Here is a 17,353-nt window from a genome sequence, read left to right on the forward strand (position 1 = left end):
TATTTGCTGTATGAAAAGCTTACAGCTGTGATATTATAGCCACCCTTAAATTTTTTAAATCAAAGAGCACCGTATGAAAAAAATTCTTTTATATCCAGCTTTAGCAGTTATGGCGTTATTTATTGTTGCGTGCTCTGGTTCAACTGATAGCCCAGAAGGCATTACTAAACATTTTATTGAAAGCACCTATAAAGGTGATGGCGATGCTTTGATTAAATCTTTAGATTTAGGTAAAGATGCTGAAGATCCAGCTGTACAACAAATGATCGCTGGCAAAATGAACATGGCTGCACAAGAAGCGAAAAAAGAAGCTGAAAAAAATGGTGGCTTAGCATCCATTAATATCAAAGATGTTAAATACACAAATACTGAAAAAACTCGTGCAACAGTAAACTTCACAGTGAAATTCAAAAAAGGTGACACTGAAGATGCTGGCGACATGAACACAATCAAAACAGACAAAGGCTGGAAAATCTCTCTTTAATTTATGAAGAGATTACAGCAAAGTGTTGTGATATTTCTCACAACACTTTTTTTATGTGTATTTTCTTATGCTAATGATACTACTTTAGCCATTGGTGATATTGTACTGCGCGCTGGTTCTAATATGGATAGCTTAGCCATTCAGAAGCTCGGCAAAGTGCAATATTCTCACATTGGCATCATCACACAAACTGACCCTGAAATTATTGTTGTACACTCAACCACTGATGATGATCCTGAAAATACTAATCAAGTAATTGCAACATCTTTTGAGGTTTTTACTTCACCCAAGTTTGCACGTAACTTTTTAATCATTCGCCCAAACTTTTTAACATTGGATGAAAAGCTCAGCCTAGCAAAAAATATTCATTCTAAACTTGGTATTCCTTATCTATTAAAAAGCCGTGAAGAAGAAAATCTTTACTGCACAACTTTAATTGAACAGCCACTTTTACAGCTGCGCCCCAACATTGAATTAGAATGGCACACCATAGATTTTGGTCCATTTAAAGGTTCTTATTTATTCCCTGATACTTTTATGAACATTGAAGGCATGGAAATTTTAAACTTTTAATTTCTCATATAGAAAATCTATTAATAAACGCAGCCTTTTAGGCAAATATGCCTTTTTATAATAAACCGCATAAATATTTTGTTTCTGAAGCTCCGTTTGCTTATCCAAAATTTTTATCAACTTCCCTTCTTGTAAATCTTTGGTAATCAAGAATTCTGATAAACATGCAATGCCGGCACCTTGAAGCACAAGGCTACGAATAACTTCACCGTTAGTGCTACTCATTTGTGGTGTAATTGTATAAAGCTCATCACCATCATAGATTGGCCAATCATTCAATTTAATCAACTGACTAAAACCGATACATTTATGTTGTTTTAGCGCTTCGACATCTTTTGGCATACCATATTTTGCAATATAATCAGCACTCGCAACAATGTGCAACTGACTTTGCATTAAAAGCTTCGCGTGTAAACTCGAATCCTCTAAATTACCAACTCTGATCGCCAAATCTACTTTTTCTTTCAGTAGATCAATAATATGTTCATGATTACTTAATTCTATAGTGATATCAGGATACTGTTCCGTAAACTCCACAATTAATGGCATTAACACATGTAAAACAACTGGCGTTGCTGCATCAATCCTAATCATTCCAGATAAATTAATATCAGATTCTAAAACTGCATCCTCAGCTTCCATTAACTTATCTGTAATTTCTCGGGCATATTGCAGAAATAACTCACCTGCTTCTGTTAATTGCAACATTCTCGTTGTGCGTTCTAATAACGTCACACTTAACTTTTCTTCTAACCTTTTTAAAGATCGGCTCACAGCAGATGTTGTTTGTGCTAGTTGCACAGAAGCATCCACAATGGAACCGGCTTCAACAATTGTTATGAACGTCTGTAACTCATCAATGGTTGCCTTCATTTCAATACCTTTATTGATTTTTATTCAATAATAAATTGCATTTTCATGACTTTATCACAACAAAGATCATCCCTACAATACACGCAACATTTATTGAAAGAGAAAACTTAAGGAGTTTTTCATGACAGTTCCAAAAATTGGTTTAGGTACATTTCGTTTAGAAGATGAAGTTGTTAAAGCATCTGTGACTAACGCACTTGAATTAGGTTATCGCGCAATTGATACTGCACAAATTTATGGTAATGAAGCGGCAATCGGTGATGCAATCGCAAAATCTGGCATTAAGCGTGAAGATTTATATCTCACAACAAAAATTTGGGTGGAAAACCTAAGCAAAGATAAAGTGATTCCTAGTTTAAAAGAAAGTTTGGCTAAGCTTCGTGCTGATTACGTTGATTTAACTTTGATCCACTGGCCATCACCTAATCATGAGATCAGCGTTAAAGAAACTATGTTGGCTTTAATGGAAGCAAAGAAATTAGGATTAACGCGTGAAATTGGTATTTCCAACTTTACTGTTGAATTAATGCAAGAAGCTATTGATGCTATTGGTATTGAAAATATCGCAACCAACCAAATTGAGTTATCACCATTTTTACAAAACCATAAAGTAGTGAATTGGGCCAAAGCACATAATTTGCACATTACTTCATATATGACATTAGCTTATGGAAAAGCACTCAAGAATGAAATGATCCAAGCGATTGCACATAAACACAACGCAACGGCTGCACAAGTTATCTTAGCTTGGGCAATGCAATTGGGTTATAGCGTTATTCCATCATCTACAAAGCGAGAAAATCTAGCAAGCAACCTACAATCTACAACATTAAAATTAGATCAAGATGACATGCTCAAAATTGCCACTCTAGAATCCAATGATCGTTTAGTTAGCCCAGAAGGCTTAGCACCAGAATGGGATTAACTAGAAAAGGATAAACAATGAAAAATATTTTAATCATTAATGGTGCCAAAACTTTTGCTCATTCCAATGGCAAATTGAATAATGCACTCACTGAAATTGCTAAAGAACATTTAGAAGCTCAAGGTTTTAACGTACAGATCACAATTACAGATCAATCATATGATCCCAAAGAAGAAGTTCAAAAATATCTTTGGGCAGATGTCATCATTTACCAAATGCCTGGCTGGTGGATGGGCGAGCCATGGACAGTGAAAAAGTATATTGATGATGTATTCACTGAAGGACAAGGCACGCTATATGCCAATGATGGTAGAACACGTTCAGATCCTAGTAAAAAATATGGTTCTGGCGGATTGATTCAAGGTAAAAAATACATGCTATCACTCACATGGAATGCACCTGCAGAAGCTTTCAGCGATCCTCAACAATTTTTCCATGGCACTGGCGTTGATAATGTCTACATGCATTTTCATAAAGCTAATCAGTTTTTAGGCATGGAAAGTTTACCAACGTTTATTGTGCATGATGTGATTAAAAATCCTGATGTTCCAAGCTATATTCACGAATATCAACAACATTTAGACGCCATCATTCAATTGATTTAATTGCTGTTTCAAATAGGCGCCAAACTGCAGTTAAGCGTGTTTGATACTTTTCAGGACCTGCAAATAACAACTCTGTATGTAAACTATCGATCATTGCTACATAAGATGATGTGAGCGTTTTCACATCCAAATTCCTAGAAGAATTTGCTAATGGAGAAGCTGCGATTGCAGCTTCAATCCATAATTCAATATCATCCATGAGTTGTCGCATCAAAGCGACAACTTCATCATGTAAATGTACAGGCGGTGCAAATAAAATCCTCAACCAAAATCGCATATGATAAGACTCTTCAAAACGAATATTAATATTCGTTAAATATGCTAATAATTGAGATTCTATCTGATCACCACCACTGATCATCGTTTGAATATATTGATATTCTTCTTCCATCAAAATGGGTAAAAGGCTGAGGAACAGATCATCTTTGCTACTAAAATGTGCATAAATAGAGGCTTTCTTAATGCCAACATCACTGGCAATTTCATTCATAGTTGTGGCATTGAAGCCTTGAACTGCAAACCTCATTAATGCCGCATTTTGTAACTTTAATGCTGTCATTCTTCCTCACTTCGACAAAATAATAAGAATATAAATCCAACTAAACCACAGATACCAATACTCAATGGCAAAATGCTTGCGCTCTGTATGAATAAGCTCACAATATAGCCTGTAATTGCAGGCAGTAAATATTGTAAAACTCCCATCACAGCTGAAACTGCACCCGCTTGCTCACCACCATGATACATTGTTAATGCTGTGACATTACCCAAAACTAATCCTAATGATGCTATGGATAACGCGATTAAGGCAGTATAACCAATCAACGGCACTTGGAAAAATTTAGTTAAGAAATATAACACTAATGCGGATAGCGTGTGAATCAACATCCCGATCACTAATAATTTATGTGCAGAAGCACCTTTCATTAAGAATCGATTGGACAACCAACCACAAAATACTAAGCCTGCTGAATTCAGTGCAAATAAATAACTGAAATGTGATGAATTTAAATGAAAATGCTCACGATAGACAAACGATGAACCACTCACATATAAGAATAAAGCACTCATAGCAAAACCAGATGACAATGCATAACACATGAATTTTTGATTCGTCATTTGTGAACCATAAGTGATCGCAATGCTCTTCACATTCATTGGCACACGTTTTTCAACAGGCAATGAATCAGGAATTTGCTTCCAGCCCCAAATCAGACTAATAAAACCAATGAATGCAATCACCCAGAAAATTGTGCGCCAGTTACTCACATCTAAAACCAAACCACCCAAAATTGGTGCAACAATTGGCCCTAACATCATTGCATTCATTAATAAGGAGAATACTTTGGCAGATTCATTTAAGTCACATGTATCTGAAATAATTGCTCTTGGTGTGACTAAGCCAGCTGCTGCACCAATGGCTTGAATAAAACGTGCAGCCAATAACCATTCTAATGTTGGCGCTAACGCACACATGATTGAGCCTACAATGAAGATCATAATTCCAATTAACAAAGGAATTTTACGGCCATAACGATCCAAAACTGGGCCATATAAGCCCTGTCCGATTGCCAAACCTGCTAAAAAGATTGCTAATGTTTGCTGTACTCTGCCTGGTGATTCATTGAAATCTTTGCCGATATCTAACATTCCTGGCAAATACATGTCGATCGCCATAGAATCCAATGCTGTTAATAATGCCATCAATATGATTAAAGAGGCGCTGATGATGACACGTTTCTGTGCCGTTTGACTTGTGTTCATAAAATCCATTCTTTCGTTGTTCAAGATTGCTTTGAATAACCCACCTACCGTTAGGTAAATTTCGAAGGCGCAATATATAGCAATGCTGACAACGAATCAATGAATGAATTTAAAGGTGAATCTAGCTATATGATATAGCTATTGATTATCTATCATAAGTTTTTATATCGATCTTTTTTCCGCACAAACAAAAAGCCCTTAGCTTTCACTAAGGGCTTTTGGCTTTTATATATTGATGATTAATTCTGAATATCTGTATTGAGTTGTAACTCATTAAAAATTTTCAATGCAACTTTAACATGCTCAGTATCTTTGATACACATTAACCTGAGCCCAACGAGATAAATCTAGCAATAGTTGTTTTTACCCCATATGTTTCATCAGCCAAAGGTGCTTATGAAACACGGACAGGCTTATTATGCCAATAGCCAAAAGCATAATTATCCATTTCTGATTCAGACACATTAATTCACGTATGGGGTAACTTGGATGATTCTTTTCCAAAACCTGATGGTAAAGATGAAAAAGTATACCGTGGAAGGACATCAATAGTGGCTTTACTTATAGCAGCCCTTATCTAGGTATTATACTATCCCCCATTCTCTTATCGAATATATTCTAATATGCTGAAATTTTTTCATATAATTTTTAAAAAACCTTATAAAAGATTAGGAGTATAGTATGAGAGAAAATATATTACACTCAAAATAATTTTTCACAGATAAATATTTAAAGAATTAACCTTTAATTCAGATTTATTTGAAGGGATACTATGAACATAATAAAAAAAATAATTTTAATTATAATAATTTTAGGATCAACAGAATTAGTACAGGCTACTTGTACATTTTCAATGGATGGAAAAACAGTTGAATGTATTAATGAAGAAATTTGGAATACAGGCCCAATTAGTAAAAATAACACTATTGCTGAAAATATTATTATCAAAAACACAGTCAATCATTCTGGTGCTAATGGTGGAGGAGCATACGGACTTTACGTGGCCAGTAATTTTCCTAATGTTACTTTAGAGAATGTCGATATAACTACTTCTGGCGCTCAAGCAGATGGAATAATGAATAGACATTCTAATCCTAACGGCCTTCTTACCATAAAAAACCTCCGTATTGTTGTAACAGGTAGTAGCGCCGATGGGATTAACTTTGGTGAGGAAAATAGTGCTAAACAAATAATCGTCGGAAATGATGCCTATATTAGTTCAAAACAAGGTTCGGGGATCAGAATTAATTTAGCACTCAATACAAGTGTTACAAGCCAAATTACCTTGGGTGATCGGTTAACTATTATTACACAAGGGGATGCTTCTCATAGAGAAGATGTGCTTGGATATGGTTTATTTGCGGGTATAAGAGATAGATTTTGTCAACGTAATATTTTTTACTGTACCTTGGGAATTGATCAATGGACATATACAAATAATACAGGCAATGCAGTCATTACTGTTGGGAATGATAGTAATATTTCTACAACTGGATCTTTAGCTCATGCTGTATATGCTATGAGAGGTGGAGATATCGCTTTAGGGAATACAAATATCACAACTCACAACAGTAATGCCTATGGACTCTATGCAGAGAATCTTAAAGATAGAGGGGGGAAAATATATCTTTTAGGTTCTGTGAAAATTAATGTTCCAAATACAGGGTATGCAATCAAGGCAGATGGAGAAGGGTCTTTTGTTGCAAGTAAATCTAGAGTAGACAGCAATGGAAATAGTTCTCCTACAGGAGGAATTTTTGATATTAAGGGGAATATAGGAACCTCCGCCGGTGGTGAGATTAACTTGATCGCAAAAGATGGAAGCTTATTTGCAGGTGATTTGGAAGCAACTACTACAGGTATAACAAAGCTCAGAATGAGTGGTTTAAGTTTAATGACTGGTAATCTGAACTCTACAGATAATGGAATTGTTGATCTATCTTTAAGTGAATCTAGCTCATTAGTAGGCAAAGCCTCTAAAGACAGTACTGGTATTGTGAACCTTAATTTATCCAGTACCAATTCTAATTGGTATATGACACAAGACTCCTTAGTCACAAATTTAAATGCAAAAGGGAATGGAAATATCTATTTGTATGGTGAAAACAATCAATTAGCATCCTCTTTACCTAGTTATACAGGTCAAACATTGATTGTTGATAACTTAGCTGGTGCTGGTGTTTTCAACTTTAAGACAAATATAGAAACAACTACTACAGATTTTATGGTAGTCAATAATGATGTCATGGGCACACATAGANATCTATCTTTAAGTGAATCTAGCTCATTAGTAGGCAAAGCCTCTAAAGACAGTACTGGTATTGTGAACCTTAATTTATCCAGTACCAATTCTAATTGGTATATGACACAAGACTCCTTAGTCACAAATTTAAATGCAAAAGGGAATGGAAATATCTATTTGTATGGTGAAAACAATCAATTAGCATCCTCTTTACCTAGTTATACAGGTCAAACATTGATTGTTGATAACTTAGCTGGTGCTGGTGTTTTCAACTTTAAGACAAATATAGAAACAACTACTACAGATTTTATGGTAGTCAATAATGATGTCATGGGCACACATAGAGTAGAAGTTCAAAATGATGGTGCTCAAAAAACAACAGGTGAAGAGATTTTAGCAATCATTAACACTAATAATGCAGTGAAGGACAATGCCTTTTATGCAAATAGATTAGTAGAATTAGGTGGGTATTCTTATAAATTTAGCCGAAATAGTGATAACCCAGAAGAGTGGATATTATCAGGTTCCCCAAAAGAAGAGCCTGAACCTAGTAATCCACCTAAAACGGTTACTTCTACAGGAAATGCAGCAGCAAGTACTATTATCACAACATATTTAGTTAATTTTATAGAAACACAAAATTTATTAAAAAGAATGGGCCAATTAAATAATAGTAATGTTGATAGTATTGGTATATGGGCAAGAGCCTATACAGGGAATTTAAGCTCTTTTCAGGGTAATCTATTAAAAGGCTTCAAAATGAGCTACCATACTATTCAAATAGGAAGTGATTACTTCTTTCCTCTAGATAATGCTCAAATGTATATTGGTGGCGCTGTTTCATATTTAGATGGAAGTCCTAGACATGATTATTACGGAAAAATCGGCTATATTGATGATGCTAGTAAAAAATCTCTGATAGTTGGAAGAGGGTCATCTGATGGCAAAATAAAAAGTTATAGCATCTCTTTATATGGTGTTTATCAGAATGAGAATCATTTATATATTGATGGATTGGTTAAATATTCTTATATGAAAAATTCTTTTTCTGTTTCGGATAGTGCTGGTTTAAAAGTCTATGGAAATGATAATTCGCATGCGTTTTCTATATCTGCTGAAATAGGACAAAGATTTTACTTTGATTCATCTAAAGAGCTCGGAGGATATGTCACTCCTCAGGTGCAGTTAGTTTATAGCACTTTTAGTGCGGCAAGATATAAAGCAACTAATGGATTAGTTATCAAGGCAGACAAGAGAGGCTCTTTGTTAGGCCGTATAGGTGTCGAGTTAGGTTATAAGTTTGCAAAAAATGAAAATACTTCAGGCAATATATTTACAAAATTTGCATATTTAAGAGAATTTTCTGATGATGGCGCCTATTGGTTAAATAATAGCCAAGAGAAATATAGCTTTAAAGGTAATTGGTATCAGATGGAAGTAGGTGCAAATGTTAACTTTAATAAAAACCACAATATTTATGGAAATCTAGAATTTAATAAAGGTAATAAGTTTGATCAAAAACAGATCAATATAGGTTACCGGTATACTTTCTAACTAATCATAATAAGCTACTTAAAAAAATAATACTATGTGGTTTATTGTTTGTTATGGGCTATTAAACATTTGAAATAGTTTAAATAGAGAGCGGTAATATGTTATCACTAAAAAATTATTAACCTCTCTCTAGCTTATACTACAAACATTACTTAATGACGAGCATTAACTGAATGCTTAAATCTATTCTCTTAGGTTTAAATATCCATGACAAACCAAATTTAAAAAATATCATTACTGAAATACTGTATTGAATAAAAACGAGTTACCATATGAGAAGTTATTCAAACTATTAGTTTCAAAACTGGATACTAAATAGATAATTCTCAAATTAGAGCTCATCAAAAAAAATACTGACTTTGGAATTCATTTAATTATTGATGTTCAAGCAATCCGCTTGGTTTTTATAATTAGTGATGATGCTACTCATTATATTAATAAGTAGACAGACTTTATTATCGTTAATAGACATAAATGGAACTAGTACTGTAAAGACTAATAAAAACTATGATACTGAAAAATCTCAAGGTTTGATTATAATAATATTCCAAGAAAAGAAACAATAAGCGAAGAAATTTACGAATATTCAACAGCTCCTAATATGACAGCGCAATAAATTGTAATTCCAATATTTTTATGCTGGTATAAACAAAAAAGCTAGCCGTTAAGCTAGCTTTTATCACATAATTTGGCGGAGAAGGAGGGATTCGAACCCTCGATACGCTATTAACGTATATCCGCTTTCCAGGCGAACGCCTTCAGCCACTCGGCCACTTCTCCAATTCTTTTGCAGGGCAGAAATATACCTGATTCTAAATAAAATAGCAACCTATCGACCTATAGTATATTTTCCACTGCTAATGCCAACATTTGGAACACGTTTATACTTTTCAAAGTAATCATAACCCTCTTTCAATTCCATCCAAAATTGATAGTGAGGTGAGCTCTTTTCACGGCTTAAACGAGCATCTGTCATTCTAAATGGAAACACATGAACAGAAACTGCATCTTGCCCACCTTTCAGAGAAGATTCCACAAGCTTATAGATTTCATCCATTTGTTTATCAGTCATTGCATAACAGCCTACAGAAACACAATCACCATGCACCATTAAGTAATTACCAGTATAACCTTTAAAGCGATCATATTGATTTGGGAAACCTAAATCAAATGAACGATAATATTGGCTGTAAGGATTCAATGCTCTGCGTGTAACTTTATAGAAACCTTCTGGTGAAACTTTATCACCTTGGTATTTCTTCGGCCCTAAAGGACCAGAATAGTAGCAAATAGGGTAATCAGTAAAACGTTTAAACTTCCCGTTTTTCTTGCCATACCAAACCTCTAACATTCTCTCTTCTTTAAAGATGCGAATAAACATGGGATCACCCTGCTTTGCTCGCACTTTACTTAAACGTTGCTCTAAAGGTGCATCTGTCATGTAAGATGCGCGTTGTGATGTTGATGAACAAGCAGCCACAACAAATAAACAGCATATAGCAATGAAAATATTTTTCATATAACCCTTAGATCACTAAGATAAATAGCTTAAAACTTGATCGTGTAATAAACCATTAGTTGCCACAATGCTTGTGCTTTCTAATGTTAATTTATTGCCATGAAGATCTGTTACTTTACCGCCTGCTTCTTCCACAATAATAGATAAAGCTGCAACATCTAAAATCGTCACATCCGATTCCACCACGATATCCACTTTACCTGCTGCTGTATAATGATAATGTAAGAAGTCACCAAAACCACGTGTGCTATTAATGGCTCTTAATAATTCACCATATTTCAACCAGCCTGCATCATTCTTTGTTAATGATTTGATGTTACCCGATGAAAATACTGCATCACGCAATTCGCTAATGTCGCTGACAGAAACTTTTTTGCCATCGATGAATGTACCATTGCCTTTCGTTGCATAAGCAATTTCACCTTCACCAAAACAAGGTGCGCATGATACGCCTAAAATCATTTCACCTTTATACATTAATGCAATTTGCGTTGAGAAAAATGGACGACGACGAATAAAAGCTTTAGTACCATCAATCGGATCCACCAACCATTGGTAATCAGATTCTGGGTTAATTACGCCACCTTCTTCGCCCCACATGCCATGTTCAGGAAAATTCTCAACAATTATTGATCTAATTAATGTTTCTACATTAACATCCACTTCTGTAACTGGTGTATAATCACCTTTGATTGTAATGTTAAAGCCTTGTGCTTCATATGCCTTGCGAATCAGCTTCTTCGACTCTTCAGCGGCCATAAGTGCAACCTTTAAAAATTGTTCCATATTTCCCTCATATTAGATGTAAATTGTAACTGACGACATTACATTGCCTTTAAAAGCACAAAATTAACGATCAATTTTTCTACTTTCTGATAGAATTAATACTAAATCTTCAGAGCAGTGCAAAAACGATAAAAAATAACATGGAGTATTATATGTCAACAATCTCTTTTTCAATAGCACCAGACATTGCACCACAGCGTCTACCAGGTTGGTATATCTTTGCAACATGGTTACAAAAGCAAATTGATGCACCACTTACGACGACTGACTTTTCTTCATTTGAGAAGCAAAAACAAGCACTTCTAGATGGAAAAATCGATTTCTTATATGCTAATCCATACGATGCGGGTTGGTTAGTTCGTGAACAAAAATTTATTGCATTGGCTCAACCAATGAGTGATGTTGCTGAAGTTACAATCGTAACTAAAGCAAATTCTGACATCAAACAAGTTTCTGATATTCCAAATGGTGTTAAAGCATCTGCTGCGGATAATGCTGATCTTCGTATGTTAGGCGCAATTCTTTTAGAACCTGCAAACTTAACTAAAGATGATTTCACATTTGTGGATGTGAGCAACCACATCTTAGCAATCAAGGCATTATTATCTGGCAATGCTGATATTGCGATGGTTCCATCGAATATTTATAAAGGCTTGAGTAAAACAATTTCTAATGATTTAACTGCATTAGTATCTACAGAGCCTCATGATATTGAAAGCGTTGCGCACTGCTTTGTTTTATCACCAAAAATGGCTGAATATGCAGAGCCTATCAAAAATACATTGAAAAATATGAAAAATATCCCTAATGGACAATCTATTTTGGATGATATTGGTGTTGCTGATTGGAAAATCTTAGAAGATAAAGAAGAAATTGCGTTTATGATCGACTTGATCTACGCATTACAAGTATAACTTTATACTTCCCCGAAAAGCCTTGCAATCGCAAGGCTTTTTTTTGATCATAACTATTGGTTATAAATTTGTTATAATCCTTAACCTTTGTAGCATTTCAAGTTATTCTAAGGTAGTTATGAAATCCCTCTTTCGGGTGATTCGTTTTATCATCCTGCTCCTCATCCCCAGCAATGCTTACGCAATCAATAAAAATATCGGTAAAGGCTATTGCACACTTCGCCATCCTGTTGAGTTTTTAACTGGCAACCGCAATACAACCTGCGAATCTCAGCACCTCATTCAACAAGAAAAAGGTGGCGGACATCATCTTAATACTGTTTGGATCAATACGCACTTACATGATTACTTAGATCGCTCTAGCGCTCGCCCGTGGAAAAAGCAACGCCCAATGTTCAGATTATTTGGCAGCAGAAATTTAGAAAGAGCTTATATGCTGGGCACTTGGGCCAATGGCTTTCATTTTGTGACTTATGATCATCACGGTTTAGGCAAGCTCAATCTCTTTCGTTGGGATGCAGTTTCTCACTTAGTTTATGCTTGGACTTCTCTTGTGAATTACCCACAAAAAGAATTGAACTATTTGCTCTATCAAATTTCTTTGCTTGCTTCTGGCAAGAAAACACAAATCCTCGATGCACTTTTAGGCATTGTGATTGATTTAATTGAGATATTTGTCGGCTTAATTTATTCCATCATTGGCATATTTGTTGGTGCAATCTTCCATCCATTTGATACAATTCGCAATATTGTGCCCGGCACTCTTTTAATCATCACAGGAACAGCTCAAGGCATCTGGCAATTTTTAACAGGCAGTCTCTGTTTGATTACTTTTGGAAAAATTGGTGGTTGCGCGACAAATTAACTATGTTGGATCAATTACTTCATTACGCACAAACCAATTATCTTGATCTTTTTGGCTTAGTCATTGGCTTAGTTTATTTATATTTAGAGTTTACTGCTAAAAAAGCTATGTGGATTGCCAGTATCATCATGGCAGCGCTTTATATCTATATCTTTTATCAAAGCCAACTTTATGCCATGAGCATTGTTTATTGCTACTTTTTTATCGCTTCCATTCATGGTTGGCTCAAATGGAATGAACACAAAACTGTAACTATTCTCAGAATGCCACAACGCCAAATTGGCCAAATTTCATTCTTCATTTTCACCGCCTGCATTACCATCTATCTTCTACTCAAAGGCTTCACAATCAATGAAGAAGAAATCACAATGGGCGATACCATAGCAACTGCACTCAGCGTTGTTGCTATTTGGATGGCTGCAAAATTTTGGGCAGAACAATGGTGTTTATTGATTCCTGCTAATTTGATCACAGCAGCGCTTTTGCTCAATCAAGGTGATTATGCATCTAGCGCTCTGTTTATGATCTATTTCATCGTATCCATTTTTGGCTTGCGCCATTGGATTAAACTCGCCAATCAAGCCCAATCATAGTTATTTCGCAGGCATGTGCTTTTGAATAAACTCAACGAGATCACTATTTTTCCAAACAATCGCATCGCGATGACCTGCTTCTGGCACTAAAATTAAGCGAACATCAGGCGATCCTAAAGATTGAATATTCTGAACCATCGCTTCTGTCACGATCGCAGGTACATTCGTATCCATTTCACCTTGAATCACTAACACAGGTTTATCCAAGCGCTTTGTACCTGGCTGATTATCCACAAAGAACTTCTGCAATACATCATTGGATTCAAAAGAATCTAAATCCAATCCAGGATATGACATTAATTTTGCATTAGGATTTTCAGTTAAATAGCGAATCAAATCATCCTTAAATAGCTCTCGTAATGGCCCTAAACATAGGCCATTTTCACCTGTCGTGCCTGCAACATTCTGTGCAATGATTTGTGATGGCTCTTGAAATAGATCCAAGTAATCAAAGTCAGGATGCTCTGCACGAATCCCCATGCCAATGAATGCACCATACGATAATAATGTTGCATAGGAATGAATGGAATTACGATCTTCTAAATTCGTATTGGCACGCTTTTCTTGATCTTCTAATCTGCTCAATGCAACAGGTGCAACTTCTTGAATGATTTTATCTAAGCTCGATGCGGGTGCACCCGCAACAGCGCCTTTAAATGTTGAGTCTTCATTGGCATATTCCGCTGTGCCTAATGCAGCTTGTCCACCCTGAGATTGCCCTGCCACCATCCAAGCACCATTAAAATCTCCAGCATATTGATTCTGTAATGTTTTCACACCATAAATCACTGCTTTTGCTTCGCTTTCTAAATTCAAATAAGGATGAATGCCTGCCACACCTAAACCTTCATAATCAGGTGCAATCACAACGTAACCCGCATCTAATAAACTTTTAGCAGCAACTTTGAAGCCTTGATTCAATAAACTTAAACTCGGCGCACAACTATCACTGACGCCAACAGTACCATGCGTCCAAACCACAACGCGCCAGCCATCTTTAGGCTTCTCACTTTTAGGGAATAAAACTAATGCAGTAGCATCTGCATCTTTCCCCCAAACATTTGGCATTTTATACGTCATGATTTCGATAGATTTTGCTTCATCCAAAGTATCCAACGTGTAATCCACAACATTGACAAAGCTATCTTTCGGCACAGCAAAGCTTGTATTTGCATAGGAGATCATCACAGTATTTGTCATCAATCCTACTCCTAACAATAGACTTGCCAATAATTTATTAATTTTCATAATGCTGAACCCACAAATAAGTCACATGAAATATCATCATGCTAAGAAAATAGCACACAATTGATTCATTACTTAAATAGATTTACTCAATAGAGATTGCTGAATCTCTCCTGCAAATGCGCGAACTTCATCCCAATCTGTGTAATCAATGGTTTTGGATGTATCCATTTCACCTTTCGTCATCCACATGATGAATTTGATCATGGATCGATCTAAAAAATTATACTTAGGATATTCCAAAGCGCCTGGCATGATATTGATTCTGGAAGGTTGCCAGCCTGCTTCTTCCAAAAATTTTTGCACATAATTATTATTTTCTAATAAACGTTTATGCGGTTTACGTGCCACAAGATTAATGGGAATGAATACATCCAATGTATCTTTCAGTTCAGTTTTATATTGTGCGATAAATTCATTGAGCTTTTTATGAAATTTACCATAACGAATCGATGCTGTAATGACCACAGCGTCATATTCTTGGATAGGATTAGGCAATGTTGTCACTGTTTCTAAATTACAAAAATCCACAGCAACATGATTATTTTTGAATACATTGCCCATCTCTTCTGCGATCTTCAGAGAATGACCAAATCGACTAGAATATGCGATTAATACTTTCATCGTTGCCATGTAAACTTCCCTATTCATTTGGAATCAATACAATAACGCTTTTTCGATCATTCAGTGATGATATGTATCACGTTCGGCTTAAATTATGCTTCACAACTTGTGCAAGCCACTAAGTTTGCCACCATTTCTTTTGCAACACTTTGGCTACGTTGGTAATAAACAGTTTTCACGCCAGAACGCCAAGCTTCAATCAATAGCTGATTCACTTCTTTAATTGGCAATGCAGAAGGAATATTGATGTTCATACTCTGCCCTTGATCAATAAACTCTTGGCGAATCGCCGCTTGCTGAATAATTTCTAGCTGACTGATTTCTTTAAAAGTTTTGAATACTGCACGCTCTTCTTCCGTAAGTTCTGTTAAATGTTGAACAGAACCACCTGCCAGCATGATCGTGCGCCATGTTTCTTCATTATCCAAACCTTTTTCAGCGAGCAAATCCTTCAAGTAACGATTCTTACGCATAAAGTTACCTTTCGATAAACCCGCTTTGTAATAGTTGCTGCTGAATGGCTCAATCCCTGGTGAACTTTGCCCCAAAATAGCGGAGGAAGAAGTTGTTGGTGCAATCGCCATTGTTGTGGTATTTCTTCTGCCATAACCTTTCAACAGTTCAGGCTCGCCATACAACATTGCTAACTCTTTTGTGGCTTCTTCTGCTTTTTCAAAAATATTTTTGAAAATAGAGCCAGTTAAAAACTTCGCTTGCATGCCTTCAAATGGAATACGATTACGCTGTAAATAAGAATGCCAACCTAAAACGCCCAATCCCAAAGCACGATGGCGCTTTGCAAAGCGATTCGCTGCACCTAAATAATAATCGCCTTCTGTTTTCTCGATGAACTCTTGTAATACTGCATCCAAGAAATGGATCGCCAATTGCACAGCTTTTGTATCTTTCCACTCATCGTACAACTCTAAATTCATGGAGGATAAACAACAGATGAAGGATTCATCTTGGCTCGATGGCAACATAATCTCTGTACATAAATTACTGCCATAGATGCGCATATTGTGATCTTTATAAACTTGTGGCTTATGACGATTCACGTTATCTGAGAAAAATAGATATGGCATCCCTTTCTCTTGGCGGCTTTCCAAAACTTTCGCCCACAATGTGCGCTTTTCACGATCACCATCAATCATCTCTTGCATCCAATAATCAGGAATACACACACCGAAATAGAGATTTTGAATCGGATTACCAATGTTACGAATCTGTAAAAATTCTTCACAGTCGGGATGATCAATGTCCAAATACGCAGCGAATGCACCACGGCGAACACCGCCTTGAGAAATGGTTTCCATCGCAGTATCAAAGAGCTTCATAAAGCTCACCGCGCCACTACTTTTACCATTATCAGTGACTGCACTACCACGTTCACGCAAATGCCCAAAGTAGCCAGAAGTTCCGCCACCAATCTTGGTTTGCATGATTACTTCGCCCAATTTATGGGTAATGCCTTCGATCTTATCAGGTAAGCTCACATTGAAGCATGAAATTGGTAAACCACGCTCTGTGCCCATATTTGCCCAGATTGGCGAGCTTAAACTCATCCAACCGCGCTCGATGATCTCTTCAAATTGCGATTGCAATTCGGGTCGTTTCAAATGATCAGCAGCTGCTTTAGTAATGCGATAAATCGCCCCTTTCACAGTTTCGCCTTTCAGCAAATAACCACGATTTAAGATTTGCTCGCTTTCTGAATTGAGCCACCATAATTTTTCGTGTTGAATGTTTTGAGTTTCCGTATCAAACGGTAATAAGTAATTTGTCAT

The 17,353-nt window shown here is 36.0% G+C and carries 16 protein-coding genes and 1 tRNA gene; 8 read left to right on the plus strand and 9 right to left on the minus strand.

Annotated elements, in window-relative coordinates; all coding sequences use genetic code 11:
* Positions 1-73: 73 nt before the first annotated feature.
* Together BZK16_RS02535 and BZK16_RS02540 are read left to right on the plus strand one after the other, a co-directional pair.
* Positions 74-484 (plus strand): DUF4878 domain-containing protein, encoded by a 411-nt coding sequence (locus BZK16_RS02535; RefSeq protein WP_077927311.1) that lies wholly within the window; start codon positions 74-76, stop codon positions 482-484.
* Positions 485-487: 3 nt separating this feature from the next.
* Positions 488-1,057 carry a C40 family peptidase gene (locus BZK16_RS02540; protein ID WP_077927312.1) on the plus strand — a complete coding sequence of 190 codons (570 nt, stop codon included), beginning with the start codon at positions 488-490 and terminating at the stop codon, positions 1,055-1,057.
* On the opposite strand, the gene BZK16_RS02545 is transcribed toward BZK16_RS02540, so the two are convergent.
* Positions 1,046-1,930 (minus strand): LysR family transcriptional regulator, encoded by an 885-nt coding sequence (locus tag BZK16_RS02545; RefSeq protein WP_077927313.1) that lies wholly within the window; start codon positions 1,928-1,930, stop codon positions 1,046-1,048. The two genes, BZK16_RS02540 and BZK16_RS02545, sit on opposite strands and share 12 nt — an antisense overlap.
* A 121-nt stretch (positions 1,931-2,051) precedes the next feature.
* On the opposite strand from BZK16_RS02545, the gene dkgB reads away from it, so the two are divergent.
* Positions 2,052-2,855, plus strand: a complete 804-nt coding sequence (dkgB, locus tag BZK16_RS02550) for a 2,5-didehydrogluconate reductase DkgB (protein WP_077927314.1) — start codon at positions 2,052-2,054, stop codon at positions 2,853-2,855.
* Positions 2,856-2,872: 17 nt separating this feature from the next.
* Complete coding sequence (locus BZK16_RS02555; protein ID WP_077927315.1) at positions 2,873-3,460, plus strand: NAD(P)H-dependent oxidoreductase; 588 nt, start codon at positions 2,873-2,875, stop codon at positions 3,458-3,460.
* Here the strand turns inward: BZK16_RS02555 and BZK16_RS02560 are convergent.
* Both BZK16_RS02560 and BZK16_RS02565 read right to left on the minus strand, forming a co-directional pair.
* Positions 3,444-4,019 carry a TetR/AcrR family transcriptional regulator gene (locus BZK16_RS02560; protein ID WP_077927316.1) on the minus strand — a complete coding sequence of 192 codons (576 nt, stop codon included), beginning with the start codon at positions 4,017-4,019 and terminating at the stop codon, positions 3,444-3,446. The genes BZK16_RS02555 and BZK16_RS02560 overlap by 17 nt on opposite strands.
* The gene (locus BZK16_RS02565) at positions 4,016-5,224 is read right to left on the minus strand and encodes a multidrug effflux MFS transporter (RefSeq protein ID WP_077927317.1); all 1,209 of its coding nucleotides are present in this window, start codon (positions 5,222-5,224) and stop codon (positions 4,016-4,018) included. Before BZK16_RS02565 ends, BZK16_RS02560 begins: the two co-directional genes overlap by 4 nt.
* Before the next feature lie 2,362 nt (positions 5,225-7,586).
* Between BZK16_RS02565 and BZK16_RS14945 the strand changes: the two genes are divergently transcribed.
* Positions 7,587-9,020 (plus strand): autotransporter outer membrane beta-barrel domain-containing protein, encoded by a 1,434-nt coding sequence (locus tag BZK16_RS14945; RefSeq protein WP_456300678.1) that lies wholly within the window; start codon positions 7,587-7,589, stop codon positions 9,018-9,020.
* A 689-nt stretch (positions 9,021-9,709) separates the two neighbouring features.
* Here BZK16_RS14945 and BZK16_RS02575 read toward each other — a convergent pair.
* The 3 genes from BZK16_RS02575 to BZK16_RS02585 all read right to left on the minus strand — a co-directional run bounded on the left by BZK16_RS02575 (position 9,710) and on the right by BZK16_RS02585 (position 11,325).
* A tRNA-Ser gene (locus tag BZK16_RS02575) sits at positions 9,710-9,800 on the minus strand.
* 49 nt (positions 9,801-9,849) lie between these two features.
* Positions 9,850-10,539 carry a L,D-transpeptidase family protein gene (locus BZK16_RS02580; protein ID WP_077927319.1) on the minus strand — a complete coding sequence of 230 codons (690 nt, stop codon included), beginning with the start codon at positions 10,537-10,539 and terminating at the stop codon, positions 9,850-9,852.
* A 15-nt stretch (positions 10,540-10,554) separates the two neighbouring features.
* Positions 10,555-11,325 (minus strand): inositol monophosphatase family protein, encoded by a 771-nt coding sequence (locus tag BZK16_RS02585; RefSeq protein ID WP_077927320.1) that lies wholly within the window; start codon positions 11,323-11,325, stop codon positions 10,555-10,557.
* 152 nt (positions 11,326-11,477) lie between these two features.
* Here BZK16_RS02585 and BZK16_RS02590 point away from each other — a divergent pair, with 152 nt between their 5' ends.
* The 3 genes from BZK16_RS02590 (at position 11,478) to pnuC (ending at position 13,697) form a co-directional block, all read left to right on the plus strand.
* Entirely contained in the window at positions 11,478-12,239 is a 762-nt protein-coding gene (locus tag BZK16_RS02590) for a PhnD/SsuA/transferrin family substrate-binding protein (RefSeq protein WP_077927321.1), read from the plus strand.
* A 118-nt stretch (positions 12,240-12,357) separates the two neighbouring features.
* Positions 12,358-13,104, plus strand: coding sequence for a hypothetical protein (locus BZK16_RS02595; RefSeq protein ID WP_233145158.1), 747 nt, complete (start codon positions 12,358-12,360; stop codon positions 13,102-13,104).
* The gene (gene pnuC / locus BZK16_RS02600) at positions 13,089-13,697 is read left to right on the plus strand and encodes a nicotinamide riboside transporter PnuC (protein WP_233145159.1); all 609 of its coding nucleotides are present in this window, start codon (positions 13,089-13,091) and stop codon (positions 13,695-13,697) included. Before BZK16_RS02595 ends, pnuC begins: the two co-directional genes overlap by 16 nt.
* Here the strand turns inward: pnuC and BZK16_RS02605 are convergent, their stop codons facing one another.
* The 3 genes from BZK16_RS02605 to BZK16_RS02615 all read right to left on the minus strand — a co-directional run bounded on the left by BZK16_RS02605 (position 13,698) and on the right by BZK16_RS02615 (position 17,353).
* Entirely contained in the window at positions 13,698-14,945 is a 1,248-nt protein-coding gene (locus BZK16_RS02605; RefSeq protein WP_233145160.1) for an alpha/beta hydrolase family protein, read from the minus strand.
* A 72-nt stretch (positions 14,946-15,017) separates the two neighbouring features.
* On the minus strand, positions 15,018-15,575 hold the full coding sequence (gene hemG, locus BZK16_RS02610) for a menaquinone-dependent protoporphyrinogen IX dehydrogenase (protein ID WP_158076792.1): 558 nt from the start codon (positions 15,573-15,575) through the stop codon (positions 15,018-15,020).
* An 83-nt stretch (positions 15,576-15,658) separates the two neighbouring features.
* The gene (locus BZK16_RS02615) at positions 15,659-17,353 is read right to left on the minus strand and encodes a ribonucleoside-diphosphate reductase subunit alpha (protein WP_077927403.1); all 1,695 of its coding nucleotides are present in this window, start codon (positions 17,351-17,353) and stop codon (positions 15,659-15,661) included.

This window comes from Wohlfahrtiimonas populi (assembly GCF_002006795.1).
GTDB lineage: Bacteria > Pseudomonadota > Gammaproteobacteria > Cardiobacteriales > Wohlfahrtiimonadaceae > Wohlfahrtiimonas > Wohlfahrtiimonas populi.